At 50.7% G+C, this 19,846-nt stretch carries 14 protein-coding genes; 4 read left to right on the plus strand and 10 right to left on the minus strand.

The window, feature by feature from the left end; translation table 11 throughout:
* Positions 1-40 precede the first annotated feature (40 nt).
* Entirely contained in the window at positions 41-943 is a 903-nt protein-coding gene (locus BZG72_RS05205) for a LysR family transcriptional regulator (protein WP_046073247.1), read from the minus strand.
* Between the two features lie 177 nt (positions 944-1,120).
* Here BZG72_RS05205 and BZG72_RS05210 point away from each other — a divergent pair, with 177 nt between their 5' ends.
* Together BZG72_RS05210 and dld are read left to right on the plus strand one after the other, a co-directional pair.
* Positions 1,121-2,812 (plus strand): L-lactate permease, encoded by a 1,692-nt coding sequence (locus BZG72_RS05210; RefSeq protein ID WP_077666265.1) that lies wholly within the window; start codon positions 1,121-1,123, stop codon positions 2,810-2,812.
* Between the two features lie 103 nt (positions 2,813-2,915).
* A complete protein-coding gene (gene dld, locus BZG72_RS05215) occupies positions 2,916-4,709 on the plus strand; it encodes a D-lactate dehydrogenase (RefSeq protein ID WP_077666266.1) in 1,794 nt (597 codons plus the stop codon).
* Positions 4,710-4,780: 71 nt separating this feature from the next.
* Here dld and BZG72_RS05220 read toward each other — a convergent pair whose 3' ends face one another.
* The 3 genes from BZG72_RS05220 to hrpA all read right to left on the minus strand — a co-directional run bounded on the left by BZG72_RS05220 (position 4,781) and on the right by hrpA (position 10,470).
* Entirely contained in the window at positions 4,781-5,644 is an 864-nt protein-coding gene (locus BZG72_RS05220; RefSeq protein WP_077666267.1) for a DNA ligase, read from the minus strand.
* Positions 5,645-5,816: 172 nt separating this feature from the next.
* Positions 5,817-6,452 (minus strand): murein L,D-transpeptidase catalytic domain family protein, encoded by a 636-nt coding sequence (locus BZG72_RS05225; protein WP_077666268.1) that lies wholly within the window; start codon positions 6,450-6,452, stop codon positions 5,817-5,819.
* A gap of 181 nt (positions 6,453-6,633) precedes the next feature.
* Positions 6,634-10,470, minus strand: coding sequence for an ATP-dependent RNA helicase HrpA (gene hrpA, locus BZG72_RS05230; protein WP_241832526.1), 3,837 nt, complete (start codon positions 10,468-10,470; stop codon positions 6,634-6,636).
* Positions 10,471-10,750: 280 nt separating this feature from the next.
* On the opposite strand from hrpA, the gene BZG72_RS05235 reads away from it, so the two are divergent.
* Positions 10,751-11,218: a tellurite resistance TerB family protein gene (locus BZG72_RS05235; RefSeq protein ID WP_077577825.1), complete on the plus strand. Its 468-nt coding sequence runs from the start codon at positions 10,751-10,753 to the stop codon at positions 11,216-11,218.
* 16 nt (positions 11,219-11,234) lie between these two features.
* Here BZG72_RS05235 and btuD read toward each other — a convergent pair whose 3' ends face one another.
* From btuD to pheS, 6 genes are all read right to left on the minus strand, one after another.
* Entirely contained in the window at positions 11,235-12,008 is a 774-nt protein-coding gene (btuD, locus tag BZG72_RS05240) for a vitamin B12 ABC transporter ATP-binding protein BtuD (protein WP_052707987.1), read from the minus strand.
* Complete coding sequence (btuC, locus tag BZG72_RS05245) at positions 12,005-12,988, minus strand: vitamin B12 ABC transporter permease BtuC (RefSeq protein ID WP_046073251.1); 984 nt, start codon at positions 12,986-12,988, stop codon at positions 12,005-12,007. Before btuC ends, btuD begins: the two co-directional genes overlap by 4 nt.
* Before the next feature lie 62 nt (positions 12,989-13,050).
* Positions 13,051-14,091 (minus strand): succinylglutamate desuccinylase, encoded by a 1,041-nt coding sequence (locus BZG72_RS05250; protein WP_077666270.1) that lies wholly within the window; start codon positions 14,089-14,091, stop codon positions 13,051-13,053.
* 170 nt (positions 14,092-14,261) lie between these two features.
* A complete protein-coding gene (ihfA, locus tag BZG72_RS05255; RefSeq protein ID WP_046073253.1) occupies positions 14,262-14,558 on the minus strand; it encodes an integration host factor subunit alpha in 297 nt (98 codons plus the stop codon).
* Positions 14,559-14,963: 405 nt separating this feature from the next.
* Positions 14,964-17,366, minus strand: a complete 2,403-nt coding sequence (gene pheT / locus BZG72_RS05260; protein ID WP_077666271.1) for a phenylalanine--tRNA ligase subunit beta — start codon at positions 17,364-17,366, stop codon at positions 14,964-14,966.
* A gap of 19 nt (positions 17,367-17,385) precedes the next feature.
* Positions 17,386-18,369 carry a phenylalanine--tRNA ligase subunit alpha gene (gene pheS, locus BZG72_RS05265; protein WP_046073255.1) on the minus strand — a complete coding sequence of 328 codons (984 nt, stop codon included), beginning with the start codon at positions 18,367-18,369 and terminating at the stop codon, positions 17,386-17,388.
* 439 nt (positions 18,370-18,808) lie between these two features.
* On the opposite strand from pheS, the gene BZG72_RS05270 reads away from it, so the two are divergent.
* On the plus strand, positions 18,809-19,837 hold the full coding sequence (locus tag BZG72_RS05270; RefSeq protein ID WP_046073256.1) for a lipoate--protein ligase: 1,029 nt from the start codon (positions 18,809-18,811) through the stop codon (positions 19,835-19,837).
* The last annotated feature ends 9 nt before the right edge of the window (positions 19,838-19,846 follow it).

Raw genomic sequence — 19,846 nt, forward strand, 5'->3', positions numbered from 1 at the left:
ATCACCACGTGGGCGCAATATATGAACCACGTGGTGCTTTCTAAAAGCAATGTTGAATCGCAAGGTATTTATTGCGGATGTGCTCTATCAGCAAACGTACTTTTTTAGGTGGCTGGCGAGTGAATGGATACACCGCATAAATCCCGAGTTTTTTGCCCACTTGGTCAGGAAAAAGATCAACCAATACGCCCTGCATCAAATCGTCATACACCAAACAACGCGGTACATACGCGATGCCATGGCCACTTAGCGCACCTTGTCGTAGGGCGATGGGGTTATCGGTCGAAAAGTTGCCGGCCACTTTAATCACTTGGTTTTTATGCTCGCCTTTAAACTCCCAGTCACTGGCTCCCGTGGTTTGGTAGGCATATTGCAGACAATTATGCTGTTTTAACTCGATAGGATGTTGTGGCCGCCCATGACGCGCAATATAGCTGGGCGCCGCACATACCACCCATTGTGAGTCGATAATATGGCGAGCAATTAAGCTAGAGTCCTCGAGGTAGCCGGTGCGGATAACCAGATCAAACCCCTCATCAATTAAATCAACAAAGCGATTGTCCAACGACATATCGATGTTGAGACCAGGGTATTGCCCACAAAACGCCGCCACCGCTTCGGCCAACAACAGTTCCCCAGAAATGGTCGGCACTGAAATTTTAATCTGGCCCGTTATCGCCTCCCCAAACCCTGCGACCGCATCAAAGGCTTCATCAGCGGCCTGCTTCACATTTTTTGCACCTTGATACAAGGTACGTCCGGCATCTGTCAGTGTCAGCTTACGCGTGGTGCGATACAAAAGCTGCACTCCTAACCCCTCTTCGAGCTTTTTAATCCGCTTGCTAACTACGGAATTTGTCAGGGAATTTATTTCCGCTACCTTGCTAAAAGAGCCTAATTCGGCGACTTGAGCAAAGAGGACAAGATCATCTGTTTTCGGCATATTATGTCAATTATGGAAGTAATTATTTTCATTATTTCCATATATCAGAAAAATGCAAACGCGTAATGTCACATACGGTTAACATCGAGTCACCGAGCTGTCAGCAAAATAACAACACATTGGTGACTTGTTTATTCAACGTGATTCAACGGAAGAGACACCTAATAAGGAACCCTTATGACAGATACCCTATACGCCCTCGTCGCGTTCTCACCCATCGTGGTCGCGGCTATCTTACTGGTCGGCTTAAATTGGCCAGCCAAGAAAGCGATGCCCGTTGCCTTTATCATGACAGTCTTAATCGCACTCTTCCAGTGGCAGATGAGTGCGGCACGCGTATCGGCCTCTATCGCACAAGGTTTAATCATTACAGCAGCCGTACTTTGGATCGTGTTTGGTGCCATCCTTTTGCTCAACACCTTAAAGCACACCGGCGCGATTACCGTGATTCGCAACGGCTTTACCACCATCTCCGATGATAGGCGTATTCAGGCCATCATCATTGCATGGTGCTTTGGCTCGTTCATTGAAGGGGCATCAGGCTTCGGCACCCCCGCTGCCATTGCGGCGCCGTTATTGGTCGCCATCGGCTTCCCTGCTCTCGCCGCGGTTGTGGTGGGGATGATGATTCAATCTACGCCTGTCTCCTTCGGCGCAGTGGGCACACCTATTATCGTGGGCGTAAACAAAGGGTTAGACAGCCATGCAATTGGGCAAACACTCACCGCCAATGGCAGTGATTGGGCGACCTACCTGCAGTCTATTACCACGCAAGTATCGTTTATTCACGCGGTGATTGGCACACTGATGCCTTTGCTAATGGCAATGATGTTGACCCGATTTTTCGGCAAGAACAAGAGCTGGAAAGAAGGCTTAGAGGTGGCGCCGTTTGCGATTTTCGCCGGGTTAGCATTCACCGTTCCTTATGCCCTCACCGGCTGGTTGTTAGGACCCGAATTCCCTTCATTACTCGGAGGTCTAGCAGGGATTGTGCTTGTGACCACCGCGGCACGTAAAGGCTTTTTAGTGCCGAAAAACCAGTGGGACTTTGATGACGAGTCGACGTGGCCAACCCATTGGCTGGGCTCGCTGAAGATGGATCTTAAGGTTCAAGAAAAGCCGATGAGCATGGCCATGGCCTGGACCCCTTATATTTTGTTGGCGGTTTTCTTGGTGATCAGCCGCGTTAGCCCGACGGTCAAGACGGCACTGACCGATGTCAGCCTCGGTTTCTCCTCTTTGTTTGGTGAAACAGGGGTCAACGCCGCCATTCAGCCACTTTATCTACCGGGCGGTATCCTTGCGTTCGTGGCTTTATTAGCCGTGTTGCTGCAAGCGCGTCAATTGTCACCGCTGGTAACGGCTGCGCGTGAATCGAGTAAAACACTGATTGGCGCAGGATTTGTCTTGGTGTTTACCATTCCCATGGTACGGATTTTTATTAACTCAGGCGTTAATGGTGCTGATTTGGTGAGTATGCCAGTCATGACCGCACGCTTTGCGGCCGATTTAGTGGGGAATGGCTTCCCAGCGTTAAGCGCCACCATTGGGGCGTTGGGCGCTTTTATTGCTGGCTCCAATACGGTGTCCAATATGATGTTTAGCCAGTTTCAGTTTGAAGTGGCACAAACGTTAGGCGCATCGACCGTGGTGGTAATTGCCCTGCAAGCCGTTGGTGCCGCAGCTGGCAACATGATCGCCATCCATAATGTGGTCGCAGCATCCGCGACGGTCGGCTTACTCGGCCGTGAGGGCGTGACGCTGCGGAAAACCGTCTTACCCACCATTTACTATCTGATTGCCGCGGCGGTTATTGGCTTGGTGTTAATCAATGTATTGCAATTTGCCGATGTCCTCTCCGGGGCGTAATCTTACATGTTATTGGCCGAGCCTCCTCTCGGCCTTTCTCTCCACAAGCGGGCCAGCTAGGCTGACCCCAGCCTTTGTCGTAACGTAAAGGAAAGGAACGCTTATGAATACCCCATCACGTTTGTCGTCATCACAGCAACAAGCATTTATTTCGACCTTGACCGACATCGTGGGCGAAAGCAACGTACTCACTGAGACAAGCCAGACCCAGCATTATCGTACAGGCTTTCGCTCGGGAGGCGGCCCTGCGCTGGCGGTTATTTTTCCCACCTCTTTGGTGATGCAATGGCGAGTGCTCCAAGCATGTGTCGACGCGGATGTGGTGATGATCATGCAAGCCGCGAATACGGGCTTAACCGAAGGCTCAACCCCCAAAGGCAGCGACTACGACCGTGATGTGGTAATTATCAACACTACACGCCTAGACGGATTACAGCTTCTCGATAACGGTAAGCAGGTACTGAGTTTTCCCGGAACAACATTGCACCAGTTAGAGCAGACGCTCAGGCCTCTTAAGCGCGCGCCGCATTCGGTCATCGGTTCGTCGTGCATTGGCGCATCGATTGTCGGTGGTGTGGCCAATAATTCCGGTGGTGCATTGGTCAAACGCGGCCCAGCTTATACCGAGTATTCTTTGTTCGCACAGTTGAACCAACATGGTGAACTGACGCTGGTTAATCATTTGGGCATTGCCCTAGGTGATGACCCAGAAGCTATTCTCTCGCGCGTTGAGCATGGTGATTACACCGCCGATGATATTACCTATGACGAGCGCAAGGCGTCTGCTGATGACTACGAGCAGATCTTGCGTGATGTCGATGCTGACAGCCCCGCGCGCTATAACGCCGACAAACACCGCTTACATGAAGTGAGCGGCTGTGCGGGGAAACTTGCCGTATTTGCCGTGCGCCTTGATACTTACCCGATCCCTGAGCGCGAGCAAGTTTTTTACATTGGCACCAACAACCCAGATGTGCTTAATACTCTGCGCCGCCGTGTTCTGAGCGAACTCTCTCACTTGCCAGAGGTGGCTGAGTATATGCATCGTGACGCCTTTGATATCGCCGAGCGTTACGGAAAAGATGTGTTTTTAGCGATTGGTCGACTGGGAACAGATGCAATCCCGAAAATGTTTGCCTTGAAAGCAAAAATAACCGCCTGGCTAGACAGTGTTCCCCTACTGCCTAAAGCATTACCCGATAAAGTGATGCAATACGCCAGTCAGCTTTTTCCACAGCACTTGCCCAAACGAATGCTCGCATTTCGCGATAGGTTTGAGCACCACCTAATATTCAAAGCCTCAGATGAGGGAATAGAAGAAGCCTCGGCGTTTCTGAGCCGCTTTTTCACCGAACACGCAGACAGTGATTACTTTGCCTGTAGTGAGGATGAAGCGAAAAAAGCCATGCTTCACCGCTTTGCGGCAGCCGGTGCGGCGATTCGCTACCACACCATGCACAGCCGTGATGTGGAAGACATTCTCGCGTTAGATATTGCGCTTAAGCGCAACGAGACCGAGTGGGAAGAGCACCTGCCCATCGAGATAGAACAAGAGATGGTCGCCAAGCTTTACTACGGGCACTTTTTCTGCCACGTCTTCCATCAAGACTATGTGGTGAGAAAAGGTGCGGATGTGAGTGCGATTAAGGCGAAAATGCTGGCGCTACTCAATGAACGAGGTGCCAAGTATCCTGCCGAGCATAACGTAGGTCACCTCTATGCGGCGGAGCCGGACTTAGCTAACTTCTATCACCAGTTAGATCCTACCAATAGTTTTAACCCAGGGATCGGTAAAACGGGGAAACAAAAATACAGCGCTGATTGCCAGTGCCTGGACCATCAATTGCGCCAACAGACAGGTGCTTCCTCCTCTTCCGTCACTCAGGCGCATTCGTGAGCGCTAATCGTTAACGGGGAGCGGCAACACCGCCAACGGTGAGGTATCACTCTCCGTTGGCGGAGGTTTCATTACAGGGACGGCTTCTCGCGAATAAAACGCGCAAAACGTGGAATGCCTTTTTGGGTGACACCGTTATGGCGCACCAAGATAGTACTACCAACCTGTGGCGGATCAGCCCGCTGCGCATCACTAAAGCCAGATCCCACGCTAAACTCGGTGCCGTCAGCCAGGCGTACCACCAGAGAGCCCATCAAGCCTTGTAACCGACCTTTTCCGGGCGTCATACCAATAACGGTGGCATCTTTCTCTTGGTAGGTTTTTAGCTTAACCAAGCTCTCTACGCGGTGTCCTAAGTACAGGCTATCGGGATGATGCAGCATCAAACCTTCACCCCCCGATTCATTGATGGCAATAAGCTGGGCTTGGAGCGCGTCATTGTCAGTCACTGGCTTTTGCTTTACCAAGGCTAAGAATGGCGATGCGCTGTTGGCGACTATCTTTTTCAGTGCTGCATAGCGAGCAGAAAACGGGCCAGGTTGCTCCGGTAAATCAAACGCATAAAAACGAACGTTCTGCCACGCGTCAGGGTCTGGTTTATCGTCCAACACGGTACGCAATATGGTTTGAAACTCGCCTCTTCCGGCCCATAACTCGCCATCTAAAGGTGTCTGGGGAAGCGATTGGATAAACGCTTCAGGGGCATGAATAGGATTGCCTTGCCGCGTCAATAATCGAGATCCTGTCCAGTAAGCACGGATCCCATCGAGCTTTTCACTGGCCCAATAACCACGATAGTCTTGTTCGGCAATCTGTCCGTCAATACCATGCATCAACGCTGGCGCCGACGGTGCAGCATCAGCATCAGCATCACTGGTAGGAAACAGGGTAAAGGCGGAGAGTAAGCATAGAGTAAAAGGATTTAGGCGTGCCATGGCATTCCTCCTTAGTGGTAAGGAGCATACGCTAGCGCGATAGAAGGCGTATCAACATGCCTTTATTTTTTCTTGGTAGAGAACGCGTGTTCACGGTGAACAATGCGCAGGTGTTACATCGCTCACCGTGAAATGACTCGTAAAAGCCCGTCCGCTATGACATCTTTGATCATCAAGCTTGGCTGGCAAACGCATAGATAAAAGTGCCGTTTTTTATCGCATCAATCACGCGCGCGGATAGGTAGCTAGGTAACGCCGGGCAGCCCCAGCTTCTACCTAATTGGCCGCTTTGTTTAATCACCTTAGGGTGAGCATAATCAGCACCGTGGATCACAATCGCTCTTGCGCGCGCATTATCGTTTAAGCCCTTCGAAAGCCCATCTAAACGCAGTGAGTAGCCATGTTTGCCATGGTAGGTTTCAGCCGCGCGATAGACCCCCAATGATGTTTTTAGCGAGTTGATTCTGTTAGAAAACTGCTTTGCATATAAAGCGCCGCTATTTTTGCCATGAGAGACATAAGAGCGAAATAGCATTTGGCGTTTTTTCACATTGATCACCCAAAACCGCTTTTCTGACGACGGTTTTCCGTAATCAATCAGTGTCATCACCGGCTTGCTACTTGGGTTGTGCTTAAAATGGCGATACGCATCAGAAAAGGCTTGGTACGACACCTCCCCAGCGAGATTGAGTGATTGATATAATCCACTGACCTCATCTTTAAAACTGGCCCAAACCGAGGTTGGCATGCTTAGCGCCAATACATACAAAACCACCCGATACCAAGGGGCCACATCTGCTTGTTTCATTTTTTGCTCCTTTCTTGCCACGGCAACACGCACCACCGAGCTGACTGTCGTTCGTATTGACAAAAACAAAAACCGTGCCATGTGACACGGTTTTGATTATTTATTGATATTTATATAAATTATCTCACATCGACGTTTTACCCGTCTTCATCTAATCCGTAGCGGCATAAGCTTGCCGCATTTAAACCGCCGCAATGGCGTTTTTAATCCGCTTATCCGAAACAGGGTAAGGCGTGCCGAGTTGTTGCGCAAAGTAGCTCACACGTAGCTCTTCAATCATCCAACGAATCGCTTTCACCTCATCAGGCACAGGCTTTCCTTTAGGCAGCTTGTTCAGCAACGCCTTGTACTCATTCATCACAGATTCAATTTTGAGCATGTGGTTGCGATCGCGGGTTGGATCCACAGGTAGCTTTTCCAACCGTCGCTCGATCGCTTTCATGTAGCGAAGAATATCAGGCAGCCGCTGCCAACCTGATTCGGTGGCAAAGCCTTTGTAGATAAGCCCTTCTAGTTGGGCTTTGATATCCGACATCGCAAACGCCATGGAAAGATCCACTTTGCCTTTGAGCTTTTTGTTGATATTGAACGCGTGCGTCAATATTTGCTCGACCTGTTGCGCTATCTCCACCACGGTATCGCCTAGCTCAGCACGCACCGTCTCTTTAAGCGATTCGAATGCCTGCGCCTCCCAGGTTAAGCCACCGTGTTGCTCGATAAGCTTATCGATCCCGCAAGCGATGCAATCATCAATCAAATCCAACACGCGACCATACGGATTGAAATAGAGTCCCAATTTGGACTTGTTGGGCAAGTGTGCATGCAGATATTTAATCGGTGATGGCACATTGAGCAAGATAAGCCGACGCTGCCCCGCTTGCATGGCTTTATGTTGTTGATCTTCGGTTTCGAACAGACGAATGGCAACACTGTCTTTTTCATCGACTAATGCGGGATAGGCTTTGACTTCAAAGCCGTGTTTTTTCTGCTGATAGCGCTGGGGCAAAGCCCCAAAACTCCATTGGGTAATCCCTTGCTGCTCGATATCATCATCCGCCACATCCGATAACGTCGCTTGTACTTTGTCTTTCAGAGAGACTTTAAGCGCATTTAAGTCTTCGCTTTCGGCCAAGGTTCGATTCTTATCGTCGACGACACGGAACTGGATACGCAAATGCTCGGGAAGTTGACTGAAGTTCCAGCTGTCACGCTCGATGGTGACACCGGACATCTGCTTCAAGGCTTTCTCCATGCTATCGAGCAAAGGTGCCTCCATCGGCGTCACGCGCTGTAAGACCGCATCCGCATAGTTTGGTGCCGGAACAAAGTTACGACGTAGTGGCTTGGGTAGCGATTTAATCAGCGCGACAATCAGCTCCTGACGTAGCCCGGGAACGTGCCAGTCAAAACCTTCTTCTGACACCTGATTGAGGATCGGCAGCGGGATATGCACCGTCACCCCATCGTGGTCTTGGCCGGGTTCAAATTGGTAGCTCAACTTGAGTTTCAAGTTGCCTTGATGCCAAAAATTGGGGTAATCCAGCTCCGTGACATGACTGGCGTCCCCTTGCAGTAGCATGGCTTTTTCAAAGTTAAGCAGGTCGGGATTGTCTTGACGTGCCTTTTTCCACCACGTATCAAAGTGACGCCCGCTGACGACGCTATGATCGAGGCGCTGATCGTAAAAGTCGAACAAGGTATCGTCGTCTGCCAAAATGTCGCGCCGGCGAGACTTGAGCTCGAGCTCCTCCACTTCCGCCAGCAGCTTTTGGTTTTGGCGGAAAAAGGCATGTTTGGTTTGCCAATCCCCTTCAACCAATGCCGAACGAATAAACAGCTCACGGCTAAGCACCGGGTCGATGGCGCCATAATTGACTTTACGGCTAGCCACAATCGGGATCCCGTATAGCGTGACCTTCTCGCTGGCCATTACAGCGGCTTGCTTGCGTGACCAATGTGGTTCACTGTAGCTGCGCTTAATCAAATGTTGCGCCAGTGGCTCTACCCATTCGGGTTGGATTCGCGCGACAATTCGCCCCCAGAGTTTCGAGGTTTCAACCAGCTCGGCAACCATCACCCATTTAGGCTGCTTTTTGAAAAGCCCAGAACCTGGGAAAATATGGAATCGTGCATTCCGCGCGCCTTGGTATTCATTCTTTTCTTGGTCTTTCAGACCGATGTGACTTAATAGCCCAGCGAGCAGTGCCATGTGAATGGCCTGATAACTGGCGGGCTCTTGGTTGAATTGCGCATTCTGCTCTTTCATCACTTGGGTGATCTGGTAGTGAACGTCTTGCCACTCTCGCACGCGCAGGTAATTGAGATAGTCTTTTTTGCACTGTTTACGGAACTGGTTATTCGACAGCGCTTTTTGCTGGTCTTTAACGTAATCCCAAAGGTTTACATAGGCTAAAAAGTCCGATTCTTTATCGGCAAAACGACGATGCTTTTCATCCGCTTGTTGCTGCTTATCAGCCGGACGCTCACGTGGGTCTTGAATAGCCAAGGCCGAGGCAATCACCATCACCTCATTTAGGGCACCATGCTTGGGCGCCTCAATCACCATGCGTGCCAAACGCGGGTCAATCGGCAGTTTGGCCAAGGTTTTACCGATGGCGGTCAGCTTACGTTTATCAGTGGCTTGGCCGGGTTTGATCGCGCCCAGCTCTTCAAGCAAACGGACACCATCTTTGATATGACGGCTATCAGGCGGCTGAACGAACGGGAAGGCTTGAATATCACCGAGCCCTATTGCCGTCATTTGCAGGATCACTGAGGCCAGATTTGTCCGCAGAATTTCTGGATCGGTAAATTCAGGACGGCCTAAAAAGTCCTCTTCGCTATATAAACGCACACAAATGCCTTCCGACACACGGCCACAGCGCCCTTTACGCTGGTTAGCACTGGCCTGTGAAATCGGCTCAATCGGCAGTCGCTGCACCTTAGTCCGGTAGCTATAGCGAGAAATCCGTGCCGTGCCGGGATCAATCACATACTTAATGCCCGGCACGGTTAGCGAGGTCTCGGCGACGTTGGTGGCCAATACAATCCGGCGCCCCGAGTGAGATTGGAATACACGATTTTGCTCGCCAGCAGAAAGCCTTGCGTACAAGGGCAAAATCTCGGTATCGCGCAGTTGACGACGCTGGAGATGATCGGCGGTGTCGCGAATTTCACGCTCACCGTTCATAAAAATCAGGATATCACCCGGTCCTTCCTGACACAGTTCATCGACCGCATCGCTGATCGCTTCCAGCTGGTCACGATCGCTATCGTCCTCTTCCACCAATGGACGGTAGCGCACTTCCACCGGATACGTTCGGCCAGACACCTCTATCATAGGCGCGTTATTAAAGTGCTTAGAAAAACGCTCTGGGTCGATAGTTGCCGAGGTAATGATGACTTTGAGATCGGGACGCTTGGGTAATAGCTCGCGCAAATAGCCGAGAATAAAATCGATGTTTAGGCTGCGCTCGTGGGCTTCGTCGATAATGATGCAGTCGTACTGATTCAGATACCGATCGTGTTGAATTTCGGCCAGCAAGATCCCGTCCGTCATCAGTTTGACTTGCGTCGACTCTGAGACTTTGTCGTTGAAGCGCACTTTATAGCCCACGCTGCTGCCTAACTCGACGTCAAGCTCTTCAGCAATCCGTGAGGCGACCGAGCGCGCAGCCAAGCGACGTGGCTGAGTGTGGCCTATCGTACCGGCGACACCTAGCCCAAGTTCCATACAAATTTTGGGCAGCTGAGTGGTTTTACCTGAGCCCGTTTCCCCCGCGATGATCACCACTTGGTTATTCGCGATTGCCTCGGCAATGTCATCTTTCTTTTGGCTGACTGGCAATGCTTCTGGATAGCGAACGGTTGGCGCATTGGCACGACGGGCGAGCACACGCTGCATACTCTGCGCCATTTCCGCGGCGATTTGATCGTACACCGCCTGTTTGGCGTCGTCTTTTTTGATTTTTTGCGCGCCATGGATGCGCTTTTTAAAACGAAAACGGTCTTGCAGCATACAATCGTTTAGTGCTGCAAACAGTGTCTCTGGCGTGTTGTGATGACGTGAACTCAAGGCGATTCCTGCTTACTGCTTAATCTTTTAAGGCGTTTATCAGTGTCACAGCCGATAAATAAGGTTGATTGGTGTCGCATCCTATCACAAAGTAAAAAGAATCAAAGTCGCGCCAGCCACGCGCTCACCACCAACGTGGCAGCGTAAAGTAAACGCATTGGCCGTTCGTCGCGTATAAACGCATAATGACGGCCAACAAACCCCGCAGTTTGGGAGAGCAGCCATGCTAAAACAGCTTTTTAAAAAACTCGAATCCGCCCTCGCCGCTGAAACCGGCCAACACGGTAAGCAATCCGGGCTATCCCTTCACCAAGCGATGGCGGGGCTATTAAGTGAAGTGGCGATGGCCGATCATGATATTGATGAGCGAGAGAGAACAACCAAACGCAACCGTATTTGCCAGTTGCTATCACTCGACGTGACACAAGCCGAGCAATTACTTGAGGAGGCGAGACAACACAGCGAGCATGCGACCTCGCTGTATGAATATACGGATAAATTACGCGACCTTGACCCACAAGCGCGGATAGCATTAATCGAGGCGATGTGGTCAGTCGCGTATGCCGATGAGAACATTGATCCGCTCGAGGAAGCGGTGATCCGTAAAACCGCCGAGCTGCTCTATGTCGATCATGCCGAGTTTATTCGCGCCAAGCTTAACGTGATTGAGAACGACGACAGCGAAAGTTAGGTCAAAACGTTCAAACTCATGCCGAGGACGCGCGCATGATCACTGGGCCATTGGCGGTTGATACCTGTTCCAGTGGCGTGGCAAAAACATCTGAGAGCAGCTGATCCGTCAATACCGCTTTCGGTGGGCCTAGTGACACAACACGACCTTGTTTAAGCACCACAACCGTATCCGCGTGCTCTAGGGTGCGGTTTAAGTCGTGATTAGCCATGATAACTGCGATTTCCTGCTCTCGCGCCAAGGCGGTCATTTCTTGGTAAATCACTTCCTGTTGCGCGACATCAAGTCCGGTTGACGGCTCGTCAAGCAAAAGCAAACGCGCATGTGGATTTAACGCCTTTGAAACTTGCAACATGACGCCCGCCAATCGCACCCGTTGCCACTCTCCGCCCGATAAGCTGTCTATTCTTCGGTGGAGCTTGTCGCTGATGGCCAAACGAGACACCACGTCCGCGACCGTCTTGTCTCGAATCTCACCGGTTGCCAATTGCACACTATCGAGCACGAGATTGAGGTATTCAAATACCGCCATGACAAACGCAGGGCGCTGTTGTTGCATTAGGTATCCCCGCACTTGCGCCAAATCGTATCGGGTTTGTCCTGATACGGGTTGGCCTTGCAGCCAAACACTCCCCGATTGCGGCACTTCCAAGCCCGACAAGAGTTCCAGTAAGGTGCTTTTGCCACTTCCGTTGGGACCGATAAGGTGTACCACTTGCCCGGCATCAACCGATAAGGACATCGGTAGTAAACGTGGCGATAAGCTCAAATCTTTAGCGTGAACGATCATCCCGCCCTCACCAACATCCAAATAAATAATGGGGCACCAAGCACACTGGTGACCACCCCCACCGGAAGTTCCGCTGAGGGAAGGATAAGTCGACCAACGGTGTCGGCGCTGACCAATAATAGCGCCCCTGCCAACGCAGACATGGGCAACAAGGTACGGTTCCGGCTGCCAAGCCACAGGCGTAAGTAATGAGGAACAATGAGGCCAATAAAGCCAATAACACCCGCAACAGCCACAGATACCCCGACCAAAACGCTAATTAAGGCAATCAATTGCCAACGTAGTTGATGTGTATCTAGCCCTAACTGCTGCGCCTGAGACTCTCCTAGCATAAGCTGGTCAAGCTTATGTCCGTATCGCCACAATACCGCAATGCAAGGTAAGGTCATTGTCAGTATACCCACATGCTCCAATCGCATGCCGGACAGTGATCCCATTAACCAGACCATTAACTGGCGCAAATTAAAGTCAGTACTGAAATAAAAGGCCAAGGTAACGCCTGCCCCCGCCAAAATGCTCAGAGCAACACCAACCAATAAAATGCGTGCCGTCGCTAGAGCGCGACGGGCTAATATCACTAATATAAAGGTAAACAAGCTCGCGCCCAGCATGGCAGTGACCGCCATACTGCCACTCGACGCCCAAGCTGGTGCGAGTAATAACAGTAAGACCACAGCAATGCTTGCGCCACCGGAAATGCCTAAGACACCGGGCTCCGCGAGTGGGTTACCCAATAGCACTTGTAGGCTTGCCCCGGCCATTGCCAGTGAGGCCCCTATCATCACACTGACCAGTACACGAGGGAGGCGAAGCTGTAAGAGTAACTGCTGCTCTAATATTGAGTCAGGCGCGAACGGATTGATCCATATCTCGCCCACACTCAGCGCAAGCCCACACACCAACAGCAGTAAAGCCGAGAAAGTAAGTAACGCGCGCCGCCAACGGCTCTGTTGGCGGGCGGTGAGTTCTGACACTCGCATGCGTCATCCATTAAACCAATACTGTGACGCACTTTACCGACTGATTGCCAGCTTGAAAAGCGCTACGCCGAGGCTTTTTGTGGTGCGTGCACAAAGAGTGGCTGATTGACATTAGGGTCAAAGGGCGTGGCGAGTAATCCAGCCCGATGACCTAGGTGGACATTGGCATTGGGAAAGATCACCACTTCCCCCTCATGCTCGGCATAGATTTCTTGTCCCTTGTCGGTGGCCAATAATGCCCCCTTCTCGAACGGTGTGAAGTTTTTAGCTGATGAAGGGAACGTGAGGGCAAATTGCTCCGTGTACTTGGTCAAGGTTCGCGTCACACGATAAAAGCGCATCGGCGCCAATTCAGTCGGTAATGTGGCGGCTTTGAGTAAGCCTCGTAAGGTGCGTTCAAGCGGCTCGTATTCACGCATATCATTTTCAAACAAAGGCGCGACACGGCCCATTTCTAAGGTGGCAGCCAGTGCATCATGGTGGTTGGCACTATACCAACTGAAAGTCGGTGATGGTGATTGAGACAGAATAGTGGCATCCATTTTGGCGTCATTGAGTAATGCCGCCAATGGACGTACATCCTTTTGGGTTGGCGTCGTTGGGATCACGCCAAACATATAGTGATAGGACTCGCGAATGGCACTGTGTAAGTCAAGATGCCAACGAGTCATACTGTCCGGTTGAGCAGAAAAGAAATCGCTTACCGCTTGTTGCAACTGATTGGCTAGGTAGTGCTCTTCGTTTTTTTCCTCATTCCAGCCTCCGAATAAGCGGTTGAGGTTATCTTCAATAAAACGAGTGTGCGCTTTAATCGCTTCGGCATGGCCAATAATCAGTAATAGCGGCACATTGGGGGTAAATGTCTCTGACATTATATCGGCAAGAAGACTGTCAATGAGCTCAATGGGCGCGGTTTCGTCACCGTGAATACCTGAAGACAATACGACGCAACGCGAAACCTTGGCGACATCGGGCTGTATCGAAATAATACCGGGGGCACTGTGATTGAAGGTAAGCGAGCCTACTCGCCATGAGTCTGGGGTAAAAGCATGAGGTGCAGTCAATGCGGCATCAATAAAGGCACCTGGGCGTGCTGTCAGCATAATGCTTCCTTTTATTACAACTAGACAACAAAACGTTACAGCGAGATAACCAATAAACCCAGGATTTTCCCCTCACAATGTGATCATGTATAGACAAATTAAAAAGCCGTGGCGCATCGGCACACGGCTTTCTAGTGTGGTGTCGTCACCACTGTCGGGGTCACACAGCGTTATTCTTCAACGTCTGCGTTTTCAACTCGCGCTTTGAGTTTTTGGCCCGGTCTAAATGTCACGACGCGGCGCGCCGTAATCGGAATATCTTCCCCTGTTTTAGGATTTCGACCGGGACGTTCATTCTTGTCTCGCAAGTCGAAGTTACCAAACCCTGATAACTTGACCTGTTCGCCACTTTCGAGCGCCTTCCGAACCTCTTCGAAAAACGCTTCGACTGTCTCCTTGGCGTCCCGTTTGCTAATCCCGATATTTTCAAACAGGTTCTCAGCCAAATCGGCCTTAGTGAGCGCCATAGGTTTTTCCCTCAAGAATTGTTGAACACATATGCAATACCGCAGTATCGACACCACCATTCTACACTTGGCCCATACGCCTTTAGCCCTTGTATTTTAGGGATATTTGAAGGCCAGCTCAAAACAAGTGTATGCCAACTGGCTGATTTGCGCCAACTTTTTTACATTAAAAAAGCACGAACAATGTCCAAAAAATTGACCTTTCAAACCAAGATGTTACAAGGGTTTTCTCAACCAGCATAGTCAATAGACGGCTAAGCTGCTTAATATTAGGCTTTTTTATCAATATCTGAACGCTTTCTCATCAAATATAGTGAATTTATTTAGTTTTTCAAATGGATAGATGTTAGGCCATTTAGGCATAAAAAAAGCAGCGTTTCCGCTGCTTTTTGGGATGACGTTAGGTTAGTCACGCAAGGTAACGCCTAATTTCTCTGATAAATAGCTGACAACACCAGACACGGCTTCACTGATATCGGCTTCCTCAAGCGTGCGCGAATCAGATTGCAAGGTCAGTGCGATCGCCAAGCTCTTCTTGCCCTCTTCCACACCTTTGCCGGTGTAAAGGTCGAAAAGCTGTGCGTCCTTAAGCAAGGGGTTGCCGCTTTGCAAACATGCGTCCACCACATCGCCAGAAGCAAGCGATTGATCAGCAATCACCGCGATATCCCGGCGGTTAGCAGGGAATTTAGACAGTCCTGCCGCTTCGGGAATAAAGCGTTCGTCAATGGCCTGCCACTCTAGCTCAAACACCACCGTTCGGCCATTTAAGCCAAACTCACGCTCAAGCTCAGGGTGCAGGGTACCAATGTGACCCACCACTTTGCCGTCAAACGCGATCGCGGCGGTTTGACCTGGGTGCATGGCAGGATGAGAGGCTGACATGAAACGGAAGTCTTTCAACTTGCCTGTGAGTTCCAGTACCGCTTCTAGGTCGCCTTTCAAATCAAAAAAGTCAACGGTCGCGCTCGCCAGATCCCAATGCTCTTCACTGCCAGGGCCTGCAATTACCCCCGCAAGCATGCTTTCTTGGCGAATGCTCGATTGACGAACGGCACCACCGACCTCGCCTTCCGGGGTAAAGCGTAAACCAAATTCAAACAAACGCACACGAGGCTGCTGACGCTTTTGGTTATAGGCAACCGTGTTTAAAAGCCCAGGAAGCAAGCTCAGGCGCATGGCTGACATATCTGCAGAAATTGGGCTTGGCAGGATCAGCGGCTCAACATCGGGAACAATCAGCGCTTGCTGTTTAGGTTCAACAAAGCTGTAGGTAATCGCCTCGTGGAAGCCACGGTCAACCAACAAATCGCGGACACGTTTCAGTGGCATCGCTGCTTCTTTGTATTCGCGCATCGTCAGTGCCGCTTTAGGCGCACGGGTTGGAATGTTGTCGTAGCCGTAAATACGCCCGACTTCCTCAATCAAATCCTGCTCAATGGCAATATCAAAACGCCAGCTAGGTGCCGTGGCTTGCCACCCTTTCTCGGTTTCCGTTACCGCACAACCAAGGCGAGACAAAATGGCTTGTACATCACTGTTTTCGATAGAATGACCCAATAGGCCATCTAACTTCTCTCGACGGAGGGTGACAGTGTCACGAGTTGGCAGTGTTTCTGCCGACTCAGCGGTAACAATCTCTCCCGCTTCACCACCACAAATCGCTAATAGCAGTTCAGTCGCCCGCTCCATCGCCGCTGCTTGTAAAGCTGGGTCGACGCCACGCTCAAAACGGTGAGAGGAATCTGTATGTAGCCCATAGCTACGTGCACGGCCGCGGATCACATCAGGGGCAAAAAACGCCGATTCGAGTAAGATATCTTGCGTGTCTGTGGTGACGCCAGAGTCTTGCCCGCCAAAAATTCCGGCCATCGCCAAGGCTTTGTTCTCATCGGCAATGACCAAGGTTTGCGCATTGAGTGTTGCTTCGTTGCCATCGAGCAATGTGAGCGTTTCGCCCTCTTTTGCCATACGCACCACAATGCCACCCTCAAGCTTGCTAAGATCAAAGGCATGCATCGGCTGACCTTGCTCAAGCATTACATAGTTAGTGACATCCACCACAGGGTCGATAGCGCGAATGCCACTGCGGCGCAATTTCTCTTGCATCCACAACGGGGTCTGGGCATTAAGATCCACATTTTTTACCACACGCCCTAAATAACGTGGACATGCTTGTGGCGCATCAATACGTACGGATACCTTATCTTCAATGCTGGCAGCGACCGGAGTGATGGTCGGCTCGGTGACATCAGCGCGGTTCAATACGCCGACTTCACGCGCCAAACCACGCAGGCTCAAGCAATCAGCACGGTTCGGGGTTAAGTCGACATCGATGGTTACATCGTTTAGCGCGAGGTAGTCACGGATATCAGCACCAATCGGTGCATCGGCAGGTAGCTCGATAATGCCGTCAGATTCGACATCAATCCCTAGCTCAGTAAATGAGCACAGCATGCCGAAAGACGGTTGACCACGCAGCTTCGCTTTTTTGATTTTGAAGTCACCTGGCAATACCGCACCAACCTTTGCGACCGCGACTTTTAGGCCTTGACGACAGTTTGGTGCACCACAAACGATATCAAGCAATTCATCTTCGCCGACATTGATTTTGGTGACACGCAGCTTGTCTGCATCTGGATGCTGGCCACACTCAACCACTTCGCCCACAACCACACCGCTAAAGTCGCCAGCAACGGGTGCAATTTCATCGACTTCGAGGCCGGCCATGGTGATCTGATGGGCAAGCGCGTCGGTGTCGTTTGCTGGGTTTACCCACTCTCTCAACCAAGATTCACTGAATTTCATTATTACCTTGCCCCACTGATTACTTAAATTGTTTCAAAAAGCGCAAATCGTTCTCAAAGAACGCACGGAGATCATTCACGCCATAACGCAGCATGGTTAGGCGCTCTACGCCAATACCAAAGGCAAAGCCTTGATATTCCTCTGGATCGATATTCACCGCACGTAGTACATTCGGGTGAACCATGCCGCAGCCTAAGATCTCGAGCCATTTTCCGCCTTTGCGGCGTACATCAACTTCAGCAGAGGGCTCTGTGAACGGGAAGTAAGAGGGGCGGAAACGCACTTCCAGATCTTCCTCGAAAAAGTTACGTAAGAAGTCGTTGAGGATCCCTTTGAGATCAGCGAAGGTGATGTCTTTATCGACCAATAACCCTTCCACTTGGTGGAACATCGGGGTATGCGTTTGGTCGTAGTCATTACGATAAACGCGACCGGGGGCAATAATACGGAATGGGGGTTTACCCGCTTCCATGGTACGAATTTGTACGCCAGAGGTATGCGTACGCAACATCAAATCAGGGTTAAAGAAGAAAGTATCGTGATCGGTACGTGCAGGATGATCTGGGGCGATATTCAGCGCATCAAAGTTATGAAAACCGTCTTCAACCTCTGGCCCAGAAGCGACAGAGAAGCCCAATTCACCGAAAAATTGCTCAATACGTTCAATGGTACGCGTCACGGGGTGAATACCACCGTTTTCAATACGACGGCCCGGCAAGCTTACATCAATGGTTTCTGCGGCAAGCTTCGCTTCCAACTCGGCGCGCTCAAGCGCATTTTTACGCTCAGCAATCGCTTGTTGTACGGTTTGCTTCGCTTGGTTAATCTTTTGACCCGCTTCGCGGCGCTCTTCCGGAGGCAGTTTGCCCAACGCCTGTAATTGTGCGGTTAGCTCGCCTTTCTTTCCTAGGAATTTAACCCGGACTTCATCCAATGCAGCCACAGAGGCGGCATCGGCCACCGCACTGGTTGCATTCGCAAGAATTTCTTCTAATTGTTGCATTGTTTCCTCGTCGACCCGTTGGGCAGTCCAAATCAGGTAGGTGCGTGACAATACCTGCTGACATCATGGTTTCACCCATTGTCTAAGCAAACTGACAGAGTCGCCTCAATAATACGCCTCAATGCCAATTGACTGAGAGAACAGGTAATAAATTGACCTTACATACTAATTAATGCCACGACTAATGCCAAACGCTAAACAGCATTTACGCTATTTTTCCTTGCCATCCGGTCACAAGGGGCGTCATTTTGGTGGTAGATTGGTCATTCAGCGCTTCAATCCAGTAAAAATCGAGCATATGGGCGTTGATCGAATAACTCGCTAAGCATTGTTTGGTATTCTAGCGCCTATATTGCCAAACAAGCTTGTGTGGCCACTCTCTACTTGGCCTCCGACCGCGTTTCCCTAATAACTTGTTTCCCGAACACTTGGAGCCAGTATGCAAGACACCAGTCGTCCCTTACGTGTGTTTGTTTCGACGTCGACCCACCCTTGGTTCAACCTCGCCGTGGAGGACACCATATTTCGAACCATGTCGTCGCAGCAGAACGTCCTGTTCCTCTGGCGTAATGACAATACGGTGGTCATTGGACGCGGACAGAACCCATGGCGCGAGTGTAATACGCGCAAAATGGAACAAGATGCCGTGGTGTTGGCGAGGAGACAAAGCGGCGGTGGCGCAGTGTTTCACGATTTGGGCAACACCAATTTTACCTTTATGGCAGGTAAACCAGGTTATGATAAGTCAGTATCAACGCAAATTGTACTCGATGCCCTGAAAACGCTCGGGATCAGTGCGTCAGCCAGTGGCCGAAATGACCTCACCATGGATACACCCGACGGCCCAAGAAAAGTATCGGGCTCAGCCTACAAAGAGGCCAAAGATCGCGGCTTTCACCATGGTACGCTCTTGATTAATGCCAACTTGTCGCGACTGGGTGACTACCTCAACCCTGATCCTAAAAAGCTACAAGCCAAGGGGATTTCATCTGTACGTGCCCGCGTGGCCAATATCGCTGACTTTGTCCCAGACGTTGATCACCAACGCGTGTGTGACGCGATTAAAACCGCCTTTTTCCGCCATTATGGCCATACCACTGAGATTGAGTATATTTCTCCCGACGCCAAGCCCGATGTCGAGGGGTTTGACGCGATTTATGAAAAACAGTGCAGTTGGGCGTGGAATTTCGGTAACAGCCCGCAGTTCATGCATACCTTTGATGAGCGTTTTGAATGGGGAGGCGTTGAGCTGCACTTGGATGTGAAACATGGAGAAATCATCGATTGCCAGTTATTCACTGATAGTTTAACGCCAGGCCCGCTAGAAACCCTGGCTAATCAATTGGTCGGACAAGCCTACCACCCGGAAAAACTTTACCACTTTGTGATGAGCTGGGCCGACGCAGACCAAAGTCATCAAGTGATGTACGAAGATATTGCCCTGTGGTTACGTCAAGCCATCGCCTGATCGCTGAAC

This window comes from Salinivibrio sp. PR6 (genome assembly GCF_001995955.1).
Classification (GTDB): domain Bacteria; phylum Pseudomonadota; class Gammaproteobacteria; order Enterobacterales; family Vibrionaceae; genus Salinivibrio; species Salinivibrio siamensis.